Source organism: Njordella calcicola (genome assembly GCF_056494125.1).
This window is the reverse complement of the sequence record NZ_CM151396.1, coordinates 6,778,350-6,796,112: the sequence shown is the minus strand read 5'-3', so window position 1 is coordinate 6,796,112 and position 17,763 is coordinate 6,778,350. Positions and strand designations below refer to the sequence as shown.

Sequence of the window (17,763 nt, the reverse complement as noted above, 5' to 3'; positions counted from 1 at the left end):
TAAAAAATTCGCTACAACCAGTCCATTGAGATGTCTTTGCGCATAAGATACTAATTGCCTATTTTGAAATCCTTGAGGAGGAACCTGTGCAAAAGATAACTAAGCTACTTGCGTTGAAACTGTTTTTGGCCGCCACCTTGGCTGTTTTGCCATCATTCCAGGTGCGGGGGCAGTCCGATCAGGAGGCTTCGATTGCCGGCAGAATCAGCTCTTCGACGCTGGCGTCGCACATTCGATTCTTGGCTGACGATCTGTTAGAAGGTCGCGGGCCTGGAACGCGAGGGGATTATCTCACGCAATTGTATCTGTCGACGCAGTTTCAGAAGTTTGGGCTGCAACCCGGAGGCGAAGGAGGAACTTGGACGCAAGCGGTCCCGCTGGTCGGAATCACGACGCAGCAGCCCGCTTCGATTCAAATCGTCGGCAAAACCGATTCCATTGAGTTGAAGCAACATGACGAATTCATTGCCGTCAGCGGGATGGCGTTGCCTCAAGTGAGCCTGCCGTCGTCGGAGATTGTCTTTGTCGGGTATGGCATCACGGCTCCCGAATATGATTGGGATGACTATGCCAATACCGATGTTCGCGACAAGATCGTGTTGGTCATGAACAATGATCCTGAGGATGATCCTGATTTGTTTGGCGGTCGACGACGTTTGTATTACGGACGTTGGGACTACAAATATGCTAATGCGGCAGCGCATGGTGCGGCTGGCGCGATCATTATTCACACCGAGCCATCGGCTGGTTACCCGTTCTCGGTAGTACAAACATCGTGGTCGGGAGAAGAATCGGAGTTGCGAGAGGATACGTCGCCCCGAGTTAAAGTCAAAGCCTGGGTAACCGAGAGCGCAGCTTATCGAATCTGCCAGTTAGCGGGGAAAGATCTCGATGCGATGCGAGCGGCCGCTAACCGCCGGGACTTTCAACCGGTTGGCTTAGGGCTGCAGACTTCAATGGAGTTAAGCTGCAACATCACTCAGCTTGATACGGCGAACGTGCTGGGGGTATTGCCTGGCAGCGATCCCACGCTTGCAGACCAATACGTAGTGCTGATGGCTCATCATGACCACATTGGCTTGGCGACCAAGCGAGATGCGTCGGGAGATGGAATTTACAATGGGGCGATCGATAACGCATCGGGGACGGCGGCTCTATTGGCCATGGCAGAGTATTTTTCACAAGCGACCACCAAGCCACGACGTTCGCTACTATTCGCCGCGGTTGCGGCGGAAGAGCAAGGTCTACTTGGGTCGAAATACTATGCTGCTCATCCCACGGTGCCGCCCGGAAAGATTGCAGGGCTGGTCAATATGGACTCATTGAACTTCCTGGGGCGTACCGTGGACATTCAGGTCGTGGGGCACGGGAAAAGTTCGCTGGATGCGCTGGTGTCCGAGGTGGCTTCGTTGCAGAATAGGCAAGTCGTGCCCGACCAGTTTATCGATCGAGGTTACTTCTATCGCTCCGATCAATTCTCACTTGCGAAGATTGGCGTTCCTGGCTTGTATCTGCATTCAGGAACGACGGTGCGAGGCAAGCCCGACAATTGGGGCCGAGAACGCTTGGACGCTTGGACAAAGGAAACTTATCATCAGCCCAGCGACGAGTATGATCCGAACTGGGATTTGAGCGGCATGGTCGAAGACGCAGAATTGCTCTTAGAGGTCACGCAACGGATCGCTGATGCGGATCAGATGCAGCAGTGGAATCGCGGCGATGAATTCGAAGCCGCTCGCAAGGCAGCGATCGAGCAAGTCGGCAAATGAGAACATCCATCTAAGGGCGGTACTATGAACTCGCGACTTCCGCTTTTTCGAATGGCATTTGCGTTTAGCTGCAGGCCGATGGAGTACGCGTTCTGGAAGCTATTGCATAGAAGCCTTTTGATTGGACGCCGTATAATCACAGTTCGATAAAACGCTTGAGAAGATCGAGCCCAACTTGTTGGCTTTTTTCTGGGTGAAACTGGGTCGCAAAGATATTGTCACGACGGATGGCTGCACAGAATTTGCCGCCATAATCACACTCCAGCCACACGACGCTTCGATCCGTTGGGTCACAGAAATAGCTGTGCACGAAATAGAAGTAGGGTTCGCCATGGCTAGCACCCAGCAGTGGGTTGTTATCCTGGAGTGTTTGAACGCTGTTCCAGCCCATGTGTGGAACTTTGAGAGCTTGGTCAATTTCAAACTTGCGAACGGTTCCCGCGACGATATCCAGCCCAGGCAAAACTCCTCCCTCCTCTCCTTGTGTAAATAGCAGTTGCAGGCCCAAACAGATTCCTAAGAACGGCTTGCCCGATTGGGTGACCTCGCCAATGACCTCGACCAGACTGCGGGAGCTGAGCTCGCGCATTGCATCGCCAAAAGCACCCACCCCCGGCAACACCACGCGGTCAGCCTTCCGAATCGTGTTTGGGTCGTCAGTGACGACAACGGTGGCCCCTACCTTTTCTAACGCTTTTTGGACGCTGTGGAGGTTACCCATTTGATAATCGATGATTGCTACGTTGCCGGCCATGAAGTCGTCTTAAAAGGGGAGTTTCCCGGAAAGTGAATGCGATGTTAGTACAAGTGGCAAGAGTACACAATCGCCGGAAAGGTTCAATCTTTGTGACGCAACTCTTGTCGAAACCGGTATCATAAACTTGGGCGATTCGATTCCTTTTCAAGTGACAAACGGTAAGTGCAGATGGCTGAAGAAATTGCGACATTGGGTGGCGGTTGCTTTTGGTGCGTGGAAGCGGTCTTCCAGCGGATGGAAGGCGTCCTGCAAGTAGTTTCCGGATATTCAGGAGGCCCATTAGCTAATCCGACCTACGAAGCGGTCTGCACAGGACGGACGGGGCATGCCGAGGTGGTGCAGATCACTTTTGACCCAGAACGCATAACCTTTGCCGAATTGCTAGAGGTTTTCTTCAAAACGCATGACCCGACGACGTTAAATCAACAAGGGGCCGATCGAGGTACGCAGTACCGTTCTGTGATTTACTATCATTCGCCGCAGCAGGAAAAAATTGCACGCGAAACGATAGCCGCGCTAGATCAGGCTGGAGTTTACCCAAGACCGATTGTGACGGAGCTCTCTCCACTCGGGCCGTTCTATCCGGCTGAGAGCTACCATCAAAACTACTTCAATCTCAATCCTCATAATGGCTACTGCCAAGTCGTCGTCCGTGAGAAAGTCGATAAAGCACAAAAGCTATTCAGCAATCGATTGAAAAAAGCAATGGATTGATGCGATTCTTCATGTTTCGATGAGTCGGGCTGTAACGGCAATATTGCAGAAATCGGAGCATTTCTTGGTGAAATCCTTTCGTTCATTCGTCCGCTAAATATATCATATGTGGAACTCGATTCTCGTTCATACGTGAACGCTTGAATGGTCTGTGTGTCGTATTCCCTGCGGTTTGGAATGAACTTGCTTGCCCCTGCATCCCCTGACGCAACATTGGCTGAGACTCAGCCTGCAGTTATCCACATGCTGAACAGATCCGATAGCGACTTGAATGTCAACGTGCTTCGGGTCAATGAGTTGAGTGAAGAACACCGCAGGGCTTGGAACCGACTTCGACAAGCGGACGCGTCGTTTCACAGCCCATTCTTTTCGTTAGATTTTGTTGAATCAGCGGCGGTAGCTCGTAACGATGCACGCGTGATCGTCATTTATCGTGATTCGGAGCTCATCGGGTTCTTGCCGATTCAATTGTCCAAATTTGGGCATGCCGTTCCGATGGGGGGGGCTTTTAATGACGTGCACGGACTGCTGTTTGATCCACAGCAAGGGACCATCAGTTACTTGGAGGTGCTGAAGCAGGCTGGTTTGAAGAGTTATACTTTTCACTCGATAGCTTTAGCGACCGATGAGATTCTGCGTTATCGCTATGGAACGGTGTGCACTTATTTGGCCGATATGCAGAGGCATCCGCAAGGTTATGTTGCCTTCTTGGAACACGCACGCGAAACGATTTTCAAGCAGCGCCGCAAGACGAAGAAAATGATCAAAGATCTTGGCGCTATGCGTCTGGAGTTCGATTGCCGCGATGCCAGTGTCCGCGAACAAATCATCGAGATGAAGCGATCTCAATATCGACGCACACACATCTTTGATTTGTTGTCGGTTGATTGGGTGCATCAATTGTTTGGCAGGCTGTTCTCCGAAGAGACCGCCGTTGCAAACTGTCGCGGCATTACTTCCGCTTTGTTTGCAGGTGACAAATTGGTTGCTGGCCATATCGGTATGGTCGAAGGCGAACTGCTACATTATTGGTTCCCGGTGTACGATCCGCAGTATCATGCCTATTCGCCGGGTACGGCACTATTTCTGGAGATTTGCAAATCTGCGGAAGCTGTGGGCATCAAGCAAATTGATTTCGGATATGGTGAGCAGCCTTACAAAACAAAGCTGACCGATACGGTATCTGACGTCCAGTTTGGCCGCATTGATGTTTCGAGGGCTCGATGGCGCTACAGTAAGTTAGCTTATTGTATCGCGATGAAGCGGAAGGCGTTGCCTTGCCGCGAAGTCATCAAGCGTTTGGTTCGTAAAGTGTTTCCGAACTTTGGCGCAAGACGTTATCAATAGCCATGCATCCGCAATGGCCACGCGTCCGTTTAACGCAGTCTGTCTTCTAACCGCGTCAGAGCTTTAGCCAGTTGATGCCACTGCATCGCAATGTCGTAGGTTTCCAGTTGTTGGGCGTCTGCACGATTAAAGCCCAGTTCGGAAACTAGGATGGTTGGCTCAAGTTCGATCAGTGCTTGCATCAAGACTTGGTCTACCTGCTCCGCTTCGCTGAACTCGTCGCCTTCGTAGATAAACGACAGTTCAGCCAGTGTGCTGTGGATAGCCCAAAGAGCTGCACCGGTGACGTCGCTGGCATCCATGACCATCTTCAAATTGCCGCTTTGTACGTAGTACTTTGCCATTTTCGTTATCCGTTCGTTCTATTCTCGTTGTGTGATGGAAGTATGGTAAAAGGAGTTTGTCGAGGTGCAGATGAGCTGTTTTTAAACCATGAGTGGATCAACCTCGGCAGTATCAATATCGCGAGCCCAGGGACACGTCTGGTCACGAGCAAAGACAATTGAGAAAAATCGGTGATAAATTTGGACCTGCAATGAAGTCAGGCCGCCAGTGGTGCTGGCAAATCGGGTCGACTGAAGGCGTGAAATCTACGCCGGTCGCGGGCTGACCCAGATCATCGCGATGGCAATCCACAGAAAGCAGAAGAGGAAGGCCGCGTAAAATGAGAAGGCTTCAATAGAGATTTGGAGCATAATAGGAACGGATTGAATCTACGGTTAATGAAATGAAGGGAACGCCGCTCGCAATCCGTCGCCACCACCAAGCCGTGATCAGCTTGTTAGAGCGAAAGTAGGCATCCTATATGAATCCGTTCGAACTTTGGCCGCCGCACCGAGTGCAATTCGGCTGCCGTGCCAATGTTATCGGAAATCAGCGGATTGAAATTCTTACAATTATCTTGTTCCTAGCGTGACCGCGCTATCCCGCACATTCTTCATCGCGTCCTAAATTTCATAGACCGTTTTGGGGTCAACCACTTGCGATTCGTGAATCACAAAATCGTCACCTTGTCGCTTACGGAAAAAGCAACTTCGGTAACCTTCGTGACAAGCCGCCCCCACCTGATGGACCAGCATCAAGATACAGTCTGCATCGCAATCGACTTGGATAGACTGGATCGTTTGCACATGGCCACTGCTTTCGCCCTTTCGCCATAGCTTGCCACGTGATCGTGAATAATAGGTTGCAATGCCTGTATCAACGCTTTCTTGATAAGCTTGATGATTCATCCAAGCCATCATGAGGACGCGACCGGTTTCTGCATCCTGAGCGATCGCAGGCAACAGGCCACCCTCCCCTTTAGCAAAATTGGGAATCGCTGGCGCTGCACTGCCACTGTTGGGATTATCTGACATGGTTGTAATTTCGCGACTAATCGGAATGAACTGTAAAACCTTCACTCTAAATCAAACATTGACTTCACCGCATTTTGACCGCCGAAGACTAGATAGGGAAGAGCTGCATGAGGTTCACATTCACCAAAATCATGTCGCGGTGGAACGGCCGATACGCTCTTTCCGGCTCTTGAAATGATCGATTTGCAGCTTGTACCGCTCAAAGTGGCTCTTGGGTGATACGTAAAACTGTTTATTGCATCAGTTCAAGCAGCTCCCCCTATCCGTGGTAAGTCTGACAGGTTGAAATCCAAGATGAATGCTCAAACGCTCTCGGTTGTCATGCCGCTCCAAAATCAGCAGTCGTCCGCGGCTGCTCATATCGAAAATCTACTTGAGGAGCTAGCTGAACTAACCCATCAGATCGAGGTCTTTGTTATCGACGATGGTTCCGCCGACGCGACCGGCGAGGTGCTAGATGAACTGCGTCGAGCTTATCCGCAACTACGTGTGATGCGAACCGCTAGGCCGGTTGGACCTAAGGCTGCTGTCCAATCCGCACTGCCGCACGTGACGGGTGATTTGGTATTTGTTCAAGAGTCCTATCAAGCCATCGACATGGAAGGACTCCGTCAGCTATGGGATCTGCGTAGCGACGAAGAATTGGTTATGGCGCAGGTCCGAACCTACCACAACGAGATTGACCAAGAGCTCTTGGATAGCTTGACCAATTTCGCTCGAGATTTTGAACGCAAGTTTGGAAACCAAGCTGCTGCGGCTGGCAAAGCGGGCACGCCTAATGCATTACCATCGGCGCCATCGATCGAATCGATCGCCAAGCGAACCGCCGAAGGCCAGTTGCAAATGCTGCGTCGAGACGCGATCTCCTCGGCTGGAGCGGCTGCGAATGCCTCGCATCTGGAAATGCAGCGTCGCGTGAAGTCCGCGATCCTGTAAGCGTGTTGTATGGTCTTCATGCCGCGTTTTGCATTTGTCTGGATACTTATGTATTGTCCAAACAACGGGTCTTAAAACGGGCACTGACCCTTTCGTTTGCCAACCATGTAGAGCATGCGCAGGCAGATCGCTTTCATTGCAAAACCGAGTCGGAATGGACTACCGATATTCCAGCCAACTTCATCTGTTCTACGGCTCGCTGGCAGTCACCGGGATGTAGCTCAACTCCCCGGCAACCATTCAAAACTAGTAAGGTATTGAATCCAAGTTGCGCTGCATCCAATGCAGTGAACAAGACACAGTAGTCAGTTGCTAAACCCATCACATAAACAGTGTCGATTTGTTGCTTTCGCAGAATGGCTTCTAGGCCCGTATTGCTGCGACGACCATTATCAAAGAAGCCACTGTAACTATCGACTCCAGCATCCTGCCCCTTGCGTACCACCTGATGGATGTATTCATGCTTGAGGTCCGGAGCCAGTTCGGCTCCTGATGTGCCTTCAATGCAATGGTCCGGCCAAGCGATTTGTTTTAGTCCATGCAGTTCAAATTGATCTCCAATGGACAGCCCTGGATGTTGACTAGCGAAACTTTGGTGGTGGCTCGGGTGCCAATCTTGAGTTGCCACAACAAAATCAAAGAGCCGCATCAGGTCATTAGCGACCGGGATGACTTCGTTCCCTTGGGGGACAGCTAACGCTCCGCCTGGAAGGAAGTCGTTTTGTATATCGACGAGGAGCAAAGCCGCGCGACAGTATTTCTTGGGCTGATTCATGCGTGGCGTTAGATCAGATTTCAAAGTGAAAGCCTTTCTTCAATAACGACTGGTAGCGTGTTCGATTGAAAGAGTAAAGGCGAGCGGCTCGATGTGCGCCAGCGGAATACTCTGCCAATGGTTTCAGCAAGTCCATGGAAAGAATTTTCTTTCGGAAATTGCGTTTATCCAGAGTGCGTCCAAGGACAGTTTCATAAAGTCCCTGTAATTGACTGAGGGTGAATTTCTTTGGAAGTAATTCAAAACCGATTGGTTGGTACTGCAGTTTTGCTCGCAAGCGCTGGTGCGCCATAGAAATAATCTCGTCATGATCAAAGGCCAGTGACGGCAGATGATCTACGGGAAACCAATCAGCAGCCTGCGCGTCGCTCCCCGCAATTTGCGGATGCTCCAAGCGTCGTACCAGTCCGTAAAAGGCAACAGAGACCACTCGCTCCCGAGGGTCTCGCTGCACATCTCCAAAGGTGTAGAGTTGCTCGAGATAAAGGTTGGTCACGCCTGCTTCCTCCTGCAATTCGCGTCTCGCAGCATCTGCCAATGTCTCCGAAACCTTCACGAATCCACCAGGCAACGCCCACTTGCCGCGGAATGGCGGCAGTCCTCTCTGAATCAACAACACAAGCAACTGATCTTCGCTAAGGCCGAATACCACGCAATCGACGCTCAGTGCAGGTCTAGCGAATTGGTAGGTGAAACTCACTTTTCCATAGACTCCAGCCCAGTGTCACGGCCCTTCTGCAGCAATCGAAGTTTGAGCGCTTGCAGTTTGGTCTCCAATCCAACCGGATAGGAATGCGGATTGTCGAAGCGTCGTATCCCCTCATGCAGCGTTGATACTTGCTGGGCGGCATACTTTTGCGATTCAAACAAGCTAGGTAATTCGATGACTGCTTTCCCCGCCGATACAACTGGAGTCAAAAGGTCACGGTAAGCGATAGTGGAATCAAATCGACGTTGCTGAGTTACGTCTTGCGGGTGAATCATGGTCGCCGACAATTCGGGTGGTAGGAACTCGCTGAAGATCATATCAGCGAGTGCAGTTTTGTCGGGATGGTAGAACCGACGAACTTGAAGTCTACCTGGTATGGATGTCTTAAGAGGCTGTTCCGAAAGCTTAAGTACTGGCCGCCAGTTGTCTGCTTCACTTTCGTCCTCATTTGTACCACTTTCGATTGCGGCTAATTTGTAAACGCCCCCCAGAGCTGGTTGGTCATAGGCGGTGACCAGTTTGGTTCCTACTCCCCAAATGGAAATCTTGGCTTGTTGTAGCTTCAGGCTCTGTATCAATCGTTCATCAAGATCATTGCTTGCGACGATCACCGCTTTGTGAAAACCTGCTGCGTCGAGCAAACTGCGAGCCTGTTGGCTCAGCCAAGCTAAATCGCCAGAATCCAGTCGAATCCCTACCATCTGGTAGCCCTGATTCCGAAGCCTGCAACCCACTTCAATCGCATTCTTGACGCCCGTTAAAGTGTCGTAGGTATCCACTAGAAATACGCAATTGTTGGGTAAGGCCGACGCGTATTCAGCGAAGGCCTCGGGTTCCGACTCATGCGACATGACCCAACTATGAGCGTGAGTGCCTCGCACGGGTATCCCCAAAAGCTTTCCGGCAAGGACATTGGATGTCGCCGAACAACCACCGATAAAAGCAGCTCGAGACGCAGCCAAAGCACCATCAGCGCCTTGGGCACGACGAAGTCCAAATTCCAGGACCGGGTCGCCTTGCGCAGCGGTCACAATACGCGAAGCTTTGGTCGCAATCAACGACTGAAAGTTCACGATGTTCAAAAGCGTCGATTCAAGCAATTGACATTGCAGTATTGGGCCCTCGACTCGCAGCAGTGGTTCGTTGGGAAATACCACCGAGCCCTCAGGCATTGCAAAAATATCAACACTGAGTTCTAAATCGCGAAGATATAGCAAAAAATCCCGCGGGAACAGAGGGCGATCATCGTTGCCAGAAAGTGTTGCCAGGTAAGCAACATGTTCTTCTGTGAATCGAAATGCTCTCAGGTAATCAATGGCGGGAGCCAATCCCGCTGCCACGACATAACCGCTTTGGAATGGGCAGCGACGAAAATAAAGATGAAAGATCGCCCTTCTCTCCGCCCTACCTCGTGCCCAGTATCCATAAGCCATGGTCAACTGATACAAATCGGTCAACAAAGTCAAGTCATTGTTGCTCAGCATATTTATCCCCTTTTGTTAGTGTATTATTTACACTAACAAGCCGCTAGGCAAGTGGGGATAGGAATTAGAATCGCGCCGCGTCAAGCGTTCATACGGAAGTATGTCACGCGACTACCTCCAACTTCGCAAGACCGTTGAGCTTCAGAAGTTCAATAAGCGATGCTTGCCAGCGTCAATTCGCAGACGAAGAGAGTCTGGGAGGAGGGGCTGGACGGCCAAAGTAATAGCCTTGTGCTAAATCAAAGCCCAGCGACGCGCATTGCTCCGCCTCGCCCTGAGTTTCGATTCCCTCGGCTAAAGCTTTGATGCCAAGGTCTTTCACCATCAAAACAAGTGAACCGATCATCCGCTTTCGCTCCTGAAGCGCACGGTCGATATCACGGATCAAGGCCATGTCAAACTTCAGCACGTCTGGCGGCGCTTCGCACAGCTCTGCCAAGCGATTCTGGCCGGCCCCAAAATCGTCATAGGCGATGCGAATATTGATGTCGGCCAGTGCCGAACGTAGCGATCGCATTTGTTCTGGGCTTGTAATAGCCGCTTCGTGAATCTCCAACACCATGGATCGATTCGGCGCAAGTTCCCGTAATTTGCGCATTGAATCCAGCAGGTCAGCGCTTTCTAGTTCGCGCGGATGTGTATTCAGATAAATATCGTGATCGTCAGGGATATCGATGTCTTGGTTGAGTGCTTCCCATCGCAGCATGGCACTCAGTTCCGATTCCATATTCAACCGACCTGCAGCGGAGAACATGGCATAAGAGCTTTCCAATCCAACCAAACGACTGCGGGCCAAGACTTCATAACCCAAGATAATTCCGGTATTCATCTCAATAATTGGTTGAAAGAATGGCGTTACCAACCGGTTTTGCATCAGACGATCAAATTGCACCAGTGCCAGTGCTTGGTCGCAAACGTCTTGGCATTCGGTATGAATTGCGGTGGCTGGGGCGTCGCAGCGCAGTCGATAAGCAACGTCGGCAAATTGGATGTACTCTTCCCCGTTCAACAGTACGCCGCCGGTAATTCTCTGGCCGTTAACGTAAGTGCCGTTGGTGCTGCCAAGGTCCTTAAGAAACAAGGAGCCGCCCTCGATCGTAAGTTCCGCATGTTGGCTGGAGACGGTTCGTGAGTTGATTTGCAGACTCATGCCCGGCTTGCGGCCAACGGTAAAAGGGGTGGGGTACACGACGGTCAGCGGATCGCTACCGGAGGTGTCGCCGCCGACGGCAGCCAAAATCCATACCTTTTGCGCACCCGATTCCTGAGTCGCTCGAGTTAACGGTCTTGAGAGTTTTCCATTGAGGACAGAATGCATTGTTGAGCGCCTTTGAGCGAATCTACCTTTGGCTTCTTTCACTATTTCGTCGTGAACATTTGATAGGCTTCAATACGTCTGTCTTTCTGCGGATTTTAACGATCGTGCGTCCTTCAGCATTTGTCTCCGAGTTCCCGTCTGAACGGCAAACCATTGGAGCCTAGGTTGCAAACCATCGACTGGCCAGCATTTTCGGAATTTTCAGTCTTCCACTCATAGCTTTTACCACATGTTCCGATCGAACAAGACACAGGTAGCTTCCCCACTGGCAGTTCATTCTTCAGCGAAATCTCTATGAGTTACGAATATAAGCATCGAGACACGGCATCGGTCATCAATGATGCTCTGCCCGTTGTGATGAACGAGGATGCCTTTTGGCCCAGCGAACCGCGTACGCTGGAAGAAGCTGGGATCACGGAGATGATTCTGGAAAGCATTGTGTGCCAAATGCTTTTGAATTCAGGAACACTCAGCGGAAGAAACTTGTCTGAGAAGGTTGGGCTATCGTTTCCAATCATTGAGCAACAATTGTCGACTTTGCGGATGCGGCAGGTTGTGACGCATGCGAGGCCCGCGCCGCTGAATGATTTCTACTACTCGCTGACAGAGAATGGTCATCGTCGGGCGCTGAACTATCAAAAAACCTGCAGTTACACGGGGCCAGCGCCTGTTCCGTTAGTGGATTACTGCCTGAGCGTTGAAGCTCAAGCGACTCATTTTGAGCCGGTAACCGAATCGCAGTTGCGGATGGCACTATCGAACATTACGTACGAGTCGACTTGGCTGGACTTGTTGGGGCCAGCGATCAATTCGACCGGAGGGATCTTCTTATTTGGTCCTCCAGGTAACGGTAAGACAACGCTCGCCAAGTGCCTAACTGCATGTCGAGGTTCCGAAATTTGGATTCCTCACGCCATTATTGACGACGGGCAGATTATTAAAGTCTTTGATTCAGCGTATCACATTCCGTCGCGGAACTCGAAGTCAGGCCAAGCGATTCTCGCCGCTCAGGAACACGATCGGCGGTGGATCCGAATCTCACGACCAACAGTCGTCGTGGGAGGTGAGATGACGATGGAGTCTTTAGAATTGCGTCACGATGCACGCAGCAACACCAGCGAAGCTCCGCTGCAGATTAAAAGTAATTGCGGTTGCTTGTTGATCGACGACTTTGGCCGCCAAAGGATTGCACCGGCCGAACTATTGAACCGCTGGATTATACCGCTTGAAAATCGAATCGATTATTTGACGTTACCTACCGGGAAGAAGATTACGGTTCCTTTCGAACAAACCATTCTGTTCTCGACAAACCTACAGCCTGAGCAACTAGTAGATGAAGCGTTTCTGCGCCGAGTACCGTTCAAGATCGAGATTGGCAGTCCGACTCGCACTGAGTTTGTCGAGTTGTTTCGCCGTAGTTGCCAAGCGATGAATATTGAATGGCGTGAAGAGATTATCGACCAGCTTATTGATCGGCAATATCTGCAAGCGGGACGGCCTTTTCGTCGGTGTCATCCTCGCGATTTGCTTAGCCAGTTTGCTTCAATCTGCACCTACCGTGAGGAACTGGTTGAGTTGCGATTGGATTATTTGGAGATTGCTTGCCGAAACTATTTCGGTCCGAAGATTCTGCCTACAACCACCAACGTGCCGCATGCGATTCCCGGTAGAAATGTTGCGCCGCAAAACCTACGCCCCATGGTGAATCCTGCATATGCTCAAACTTCAGCGCATCCACCTGGATCGCAACACAGCCAACCCATCAACCCACGATCGATCCCTCGGAAATCGATTACTGCGCCGCTATCGCAAGTAGTACCCCAAGGGCCGCAAGTAGTACCCCAGGGGCCGCAGGGTGGTAATGGGAATGAGACGCCGAAAACCCCTGCACCTTCGATGCCGCTTGCAAGCCCGCCACTGACTGTTGGTGGGCCCACCGTTCTGATTCCTAACCAGTAAGTTCGCACTGGCCTTTTAGAGATTTACTATGCCGTCGATAGTCGCATTTGCCGAAGCAGGTTTCGAACCGATACCAGGCTACGTGCTGCGCGAAAAGCTTGGCTCGGGCGGCTTTGGCGAAGTTTGGTTGGCTGACGCTCCAGGCGGTCTCAAGAAAGCGTTGAAGTTTGTCTTTGGGAGTATCGACGACTCCCGGGCGGCCAACGAACTGAAGTCCCTGCAGCGCATCCGACAAGTGAACCATCCTTTCGTTCTGTCGCTAGAACGCATTGAGATCGTGAACGGCCAGTTGATTGTAGTCACCGAGTTAGCCGACGGATCACTGCATGATCGGTTCTGCGAGATGCGCAAGAAGGGGCTGAGCGGTATTCCACGCGACCGCTTATTAAGGCATCTGGCCGATGCGGCCGATGCACTCGATTACATTTGTCAGCAGTTTGATCTGCAGCACTTGGACGTCAAGCCCGCGAATCTGCTGTTCGTCGCAGACCGTATCAAGCTTGCGGACTTTGGGCTCATCAAAGACCTACAGCGAACGAACAACTCTCTGATCTCGGGACTGACTCCTACCTATGCAGCGCCCGAAATGTTCGATGGACGACCCGGACGAAATAGCGATCAGTATGCGCTTGCGATTGTCTATCAAGAAATGTTGACGGGGCAGTTCCCTTTTCAAGGGCGAACCACGGCCCAGCTAGCCACTGAACACCTCAACAAGGCCCCCAACTTAGAATCGTTGCCGATTCATGATCGCCCCGTCATTGCAAAGGCACTCAGTAAAAAGCCTTCGCAGCGTTTCTCAAGTTGTCGCGAGATGGTTGAGTATCTGATTCGGGCCGCTGAGCATAAGGAAAGCCCGGCAGAACCAAGTAATGCTCCACAGGCCAATCCTGTTCGAGTGGCTGTCCGTCCTCGCCAGTTGGCCACTCCAAAGCAAGCCGCATTCAAACCAGTGCGCAATCAATGGATGAATGAGTTGCACAACAAGACGACGAATCAGAAGCGGTCGAAGGATGCACCACTTCAAACAGAAGACTGCTTGATTACCCAGAGCGCTTTGGACATTAGGACACTGCAGCCTTTACAGACCAGTGGAGACTTTGCGTGCGACACGGCCAGCGTCTTTATTGGCTTAGGTCGAACGGGCATCGAAGCGTTAGTCGCAACAAAGCAAAAACTTTCGCATCACAACATAGATCACGCTAGTTTGGCAACCAGTTGGTTGGGCATCGATACGGACCAGCATGCCATCGAGTCATTCTTGGATTCATCACATCCATGGTCATTGGCGCCGTCTGAGTTACTGCATATCCCACTCAAGATGCCACAGTACTACAAGGAGCAATCGAAAGAACTTTTTTCGCCGGTATCCCGTCGCTGGCTATACAACATTCCCCGTTCGCGAACTACCGAAGGCGTTCGGTCACTTGGCTTGCTCGCATTTTTGGACCACGGTTACCAGTGTTACGAAACGATCGGTAGCGCTATTGCCAGTGCACTTGGTCGAGCACAAGAATTAGGGCTGTCCCATCGAGTCAACGTCTATATTGTGTCGTCTGCGCACGGCGGTACCGGAAGCGCAATCGTTGCCGAAATCGGATTCTTGGCGCGACGTTTAATTGCAGAACTCAAGCACGAATTGAAAAATCTAGATCATGCCACGATTTCGACCATCCTGACAACTGGTAGCAGTGAGGAGAACGCGGCGTACGATTTGGCGGCGGCATCGGCAGTCGCCTGCCTGCGCGAGTTGGAATACTACATTCGAACGGGTTTGCACCCTGACCTGCCATCGTTGGAAGCATTTCCGCTTTCCGCCCCCCCTGTGGATGATGTCTATTTGTTGCAGGGTGGGCGGTTGGGCTGCACCGGTGATTGGCAGCAGTCCATCGCCAACGCGGCGGAGTTGCTATGCCATGACGCTTTTTCGTCTTTTGGAAAAGCATTTCAGCAAGCGCGACTCGAGCTACGCAATCGAGATCTGGCGCAAGAGCAAGACTTTCATCCTTGGTTGCGCACCTTTAGTTCAACTCATATTGAACTGACCGGCGATGTCTTGCCGGCGCAGCTTGCCAAGCATTGGCTATTGGAAGTCTTGCTGAACTGGCATTCGGCATTAGAAGTCGGGCTCACGCATGAGCAACTGGAGTTCTCCTCGAGTCCAGGGACAGTTGGACAAACCCGCCCGCTGCATATGAAGAAGACGCTTCAGGCCATTGACTTGTTCTGTGACGATCTTTTTCGCGATGTAGGCTGGAACGCGCAAGCTTGGGTAAAGACTTGCTTTGAGAAACTAATTCCTTCTGCCACCAACCAGCCTCAGGGCGTTGATTTCGAGGCTTCGATGGAGGCCTTGGTCTCCAGCAATGCAAATGTAGCTTTAGATGAAGTCCAAGTCGCCCTCGGCATCAGCTATGAATCGTGTACCGCTATCTCCAGTGCGCTGATTGATCAATCGCTAAAAGCAGTTCTAAGCCAAATCGAAAAGTATTGGCTCAGCCATCACGCAAACCTGAACTTCATGGGTTGGTTACTGACACGGATCTCTCAACATCTCAACCGCCATGCTGAATCACTGAAGGTGGTCAGCGGCCGATTTGCAGATCGTTGGCAGGTGATCTCACGTGAGGTATTGCAGAACAGCAACTATTCGCCTGAAGAACTAGCTCAGCTCAACAGTGAACTGGCGACATTAGCCGTGCAAAAGTCGGTCCACCACTTGGCTTCGTTGCTTTTGCAAAGAATTTCGGCGCTAGTTCTAACCTTGGAAGATCAATGGCGCAATGAAGTGCGCTTTCTACGGAACAACATCAAGGGCGTGTACCTCAAGCTGGCTGCTGAACTCAATCTCCCAATCGACGAGAACCAGAATGTGCAGCAAGCTTATGTTCCTTTGCCTGCGATTTGGAAAAAGACACGTATTAGCGTGCAGAACGGCCTGGATCAACAAATCGCGCAACTTGCAACAAAGCAATTGCAGCGGATCTGGGATGCAAATCTCAAGAGCAAGTCGTCGCCGCAAACGGACACCAGCGCTGGAATGAACGATACCGATCGAATGGAGACCACTCGCGATGCATTAAGCTTCGAAACGTTATCGAATACCGCGTATGAAAACCTTGTTGCGTCTGCGATCAAGAATGGCACGCTTTCCAGCAGCGGGAAAGTCCAGAAAGTCTCAACGCAGTTAACGTTGGATTCGATTAGTGAGGCTATTCGAGGAACTAGCGCAACGCTGTTAACCGAGGGCAGTGCGAAACGCCTTGTACTGGTAGTGCCAAAGTGTCATGCGGAGGACAACGCGGCTTGCCTTTGGCCCAAAGAGATGCTGGACACCCTGTCGATCGTCTACTCTGATCTAGTGGATTCACCTAGCCTCTTTTTAGACGGAGAGCAAATTCACCTGGACGACGTCTTGCATACTCTGTGGCCCCTGAACGGCAATCGTATTGAACTCGCTCAGCGACTTTTCACTCGCATTGATGTTGAGTGGCCTTCACTGAATTGAAATTGCCGCCGCATGGGACTAGTCTGCCAATACTTCCTTGTCCAAACCAGTGACAGCCGTTGCCAAGTCTCGGGCTTACTTTGCGGCACTATCATAGATCCAGCCAGCGCGACGTAACCAGTCTTCGCAAGGCTTAGTCCAAGTGGTTACGGGCATGTCGTGTCGATAACGCAAACCGTAGCCATGACCGCCGGCATCATAAACGTGTAATTCGCAGGCGACGCCGGCCTTCTTCATGGCCAATAACATATTCGCGGTACCTTGGACGGGTACAAAGTCGTCGAAGGCATGCACCATGAAAACCGGAGGTGCTTGCGAGGTAATGGAAAAGTTCGAGCCGGTTTCGTCGTCAGCTTTATCCGGCAAACCCCCAGCATAAATCAGGATCGCGCGGTTGGCTGCAAAGGATTCGGAGTCCGCTTTATCGATGATGTCGTAATGACGTTTGTCGGTGAAGGTCGCCTTCATGGCAGTCGAACCACCAGCCGAAAAACCAAGGATGCCAACTTTCGATTTATCTAAGTTCCATTCCTCTGCACGACTTCGAACAATGCTGATAGCACGTTGGGCATCTTGAGTTGGTGCCAGCCAACTGACCTCCTGCGTTCTGGTGGGCACGCGATACTTCAAGACGATGGCAGTGATTCCTTGCGTGGTTAACCACTGAGCAACTTCGGTTCCCTCCAAATCCCATGCTAGGATCGTGAAACCGCCCCCAGGGCAAATTACGACCGATGCACCAGTGCGAATGTTTGCCGGTGGTAGGTACACGTGGGCTTGAGGTGTAACCACATTTCCCAGCTTGATGATGCGTCGACCCGAGATCAACGCATCGGTGTCTTTGGTCATGTCTTGTTCTGGGCCAACGTTCATCCTTTCGCCAGGAGGATCATTGGGCCAAAGATTGATGACCTCATCGGGATTCTCCGCCTTCAAGTTGGTATCGCAGGCTAGCATCAATAGCCATAACGTGCCGATCAACGAAGCTATTCGCATAAAACATTCCGCCTTGTCAGTGTGTGTTTTAAAAGGAGGCCGACCCTTTCCGGCGAGGCAAAAAACCAATGAAGTCGACTCGCGCCGAAAGGGTTAGCTCCCATTTTAAAACACGTTATTTAAAAAATGAAGT

General features: G+C 51.3%; 14 protein-coding genes. 6 read left to right on the top strand and 8 right to left on the bottom strand.

All coding sequences use genetic code 11. The features are described from left to right. Window positions 1-86 precede the first annotated feature (86 nt). The gene (locus SH302x_RS26240) at window positions 87-1,769 is read left to right on the top strand and encodes a M28 family peptidase (protein WP_479366031.1); all 1,683 of its coding nucleotides are present in this window, start codon (window positions 87-89) and stop codon (window positions 1,767-1,769) included. Window positions 1,770-1,905: 136 nt separating this feature from the next. Here the strand turns inward: SH302x_RS26240 and hisH are convergent, their stop codons facing one another. Further along, window positions 1,906-2,523, bottom strand: coding sequence for an imidazole glycerol phosphate synthase subunit HisH (gene hisH / locus SH302x_RS26235; protein WP_479366029.1), 618 nt, complete (start codon window positions 2,521-2,523; stop codon window positions 1,906-1,908). Window positions 2,524-2,694: 171 nt separating this feature from the next. Between hisH and msrA the strand changes: the two genes are divergently transcribed. Both msrA and SH302x_RS26225 read left to right on the top strand, forming a co-directional pair. Further along, the gene (gene msrA / locus SH302x_RS26230) at window positions 2,695-3,240 is read left to right on the top strand and encodes a peptide-methionine (S)-S-oxide reductase MsrA (protein WP_479366028.1); all 546 of its coding nucleotides are present in this window, start codon (window positions 2,695-2,697) and stop codon (window positions 3,238-3,240) included. Window positions 3,241-3,417: 177 nt separating this feature from the next. Continuing rightward, window positions 3,418-4,587, top strand: coding sequence for a GNAT family N-acetyltransferase (locus SH302x_RS26225; protein WP_479366026.1), 1,170 nt, complete (start codon window positions 3,418-3,420; stop codon window positions 4,585-4,587). Between the two features lie 29 nt (window positions 4,588-4,616). Here SH302x_RS26225 and SH302x_RS26220 read toward each other — a convergent pair whose 3' ends face one another. Together SH302x_RS26220 and hisI are read right to left on the bottom strand one after the other, a co-directional pair. Then, window positions 4,617-4,931: a hypothetical protein gene (locus SH302x_RS26220; protein WP_479366024.1), complete on the bottom strand. Its 315-nt coding sequence runs from the start codon at window positions 4,929-4,931 to the stop codon at window positions 4,617-4,619. Window positions 4,932-5,534: 603 nt separating this feature from the next. Beyond that, the gene (gene hisI, locus SH302x_RS26215) at window positions 5,535-5,945 is read right to left on the bottom strand and encodes a phosphoribosyl-AMP cyclohydrolase (protein WP_479366023.1); all 411 of its coding nucleotides are present in this window, start codon (window positions 5,943-5,945) and stop codon (window positions 5,535-5,537) included. Window positions 5,946-6,239: 294 nt separating this feature from the next. Here hisI and SH302x_RS26210 point away from each other — a divergent pair, with 294 nt between their 5' ends. Then, window positions 6,240-6,881: a glycosyltransferase family 2 protein gene (locus tag SH302x_RS26210; RefSeq protein ID WP_479366022.1), complete on the top strand. Its 642-nt coding sequence runs from the start codon at window positions 6,240-6,242 to the stop codon at window positions 6,879-6,881. A gap of 133 nt (window positions 6,882-7,014) precedes the next feature. Here the strand turns inward: SH302x_RS26210 and pncA are convergent, their stop codons facing one another. The 4 genes from pncA to SH302x_RS26190 form a co-directional block, all read right to left on the bottom strand. Further along, a complete protein-coding gene (gene pncA / locus SH302x_RS26205; RefSeq protein WP_479366020.1) occupies window positions 7,015-7,680 on the bottom strand; it encodes a bifunctional nicotinamidase/pyrazinamidase in 666 nt (221 codons plus the stop codon). Next, the gene (locus SH302x_RS26200; protein WP_479366018.1) at window positions 7,670-8,356 is read right to left on the bottom strand and encodes an NUDIX hydrolase; all 687 of its coding nucleotides are present in this window, start codon (window positions 8,354-8,356) and stop codon (window positions 7,670-7,672) included. Before SH302x_RS26200 ends, pncA begins: the two co-directional genes overlap by 11 nt. Next, window positions 8,353-9,849, bottom strand: coding sequence for a nicotinate phosphoribosyltransferase (locus tag SH302x_RS26195; protein ID WP_479366017.1), 1,497 nt, complete (start codon window positions 9,847-9,849; stop codon window positions 8,353-8,355). The genes SH302x_RS26200 and SH302x_RS26195 overlap by 4 nt, the downstream gene beginning before the upstream one ends. 172 nt (window positions 9,850-10,021) lie before the next feature. Beyond that, on the bottom strand, window positions 10,022-11,167 hold the full coding sequence (locus tag SH302x_RS26190; RefSeq protein WP_479366015.1) for an EAL domain-containing protein: 1,146 nt from the start codon (window positions 11,165-11,167) through the stop codon (window positions 10,022-10,024). A 294-nt stretch (window positions 11,168-11,461) separates the two neighbouring features. Here SH302x_RS26190 and SH302x_RS26185 point away from each other — a divergent pair, with 294 nt between their 5' ends. Both SH302x_RS26185 and SH302x_RS26180 read left to right on the top strand, forming a co-directional pair. Then, entirely contained in the window at window positions 11,462-13,126 is a 1,665-nt protein-coding gene (locus tag SH302x_RS26185; protein WP_479366013.1) for a DUF8689 domain-containing protein, read from the top strand. A 28-nt stretch (window positions 13,127-13,154) separates the two neighbouring features. After that, a complete protein-coding gene (locus tag SH302x_RS26180; RefSeq protein ID WP_479366011.1) occupies window positions 13,155-16,634 on the top strand; it encodes a protein kinase domain-containing protein in 3,480 nt (1,159 codons plus the stop codon). 75 nt (window positions 16,635-16,709) lie between these two features. Here SH302x_RS26180 and SH302x_RS26175 read toward each other — a convergent pair whose 3' ends face one another. Then, complete coding sequence (locus SH302x_RS26175) at window positions 16,710-17,630, bottom strand: alpha/beta hydrolase (RefSeq protein WP_479366010.1); 921 nt, start codon at window positions 17,628-17,630, stop codon at window positions 16,710-16,712. Window positions 17,631-17,763 lie beyond the last annotated feature (133 nt).

Excerpts from the sequence above, each read along its gene's own strand:
- SH302x_RS26180 (WP_479366011.1), top strand. The coding sequence starts at position 13,155 with ATGCCGTCGATAGTCGCATTTGCCGAAGCAGGTTTCGAACCGATACCA.
- SH302x_RS26190 (WP_479366015.1), bottom strand. The coding sequence starts at position 11,167 with ATGCATTCTGTCCTCAATGGAAAACTCTCAAGACCGTTAACTCGAGCG.
- SH302x_RS26220 (WP_479366024.1), bottom strand. The coding sequence starts at position 4,931 with ATGGCAAAGTACTACGTACAAAGCGGCAATTTGAAGATGGTCATGGAT.
- SH302x_RS26210 (WP_479366022.1), top strand. The coding sequence starts at position 6,240 with ATGAATGCTCAAACGCTCTCGGTTGTCATGCCGCTCCAAAATCAGCAG.
- hisH (WP_479366029.1), bottom strand. The coding sequence starts at position 2,523 with ATGGCCGGCAACGTAGCAATCATCGATTATCAAATGGGTAACCTCCAC.
- hisI (WP_479366023.1), bottom strand. The coding sequence starts at position 5,945 with ATGTCAGATAATCCCAACAGTGGCAGTGCAGCGCCAGCGATTCCCAAT.
- SH302x_RS26195 (WP_479366017.1), bottom strand. The coding sequence starts at position 9,849 with ATGCTGAGCAACAATGACTTGACTTTGTTGACCGATTTGTATCAGTTG.
- msrA (WP_479366028.1), top strand. The coding sequence starts at position 2,695 with ATGGCTGAAGAAATTGCGACATTGGGTGGCGGTTGCTTTTGGTGCGTG.
- SH302x_RS26225 (WP_479366026.1), top strand. The coding sequence starts at position 3,418 with ATGAACTTGCTTGCCCCTGCATCCCCTGACGCAACATTGGCTGAGACT.
- SH302x_RS26175 (WP_479366010.1), bottom strand. The coding sequence starts at position 17,630 with ATGCGAATAGCTTCGTTGATCGGCACGTTATGGCTATTGATGCTAGCC.
- SH302x_RS26185 (WP_479366013.1), top strand. The coding sequence starts at position 11,462 with ATGAGTTACGAATATAAGCATCGAGACACGGCATCGGTCATCAATGAT.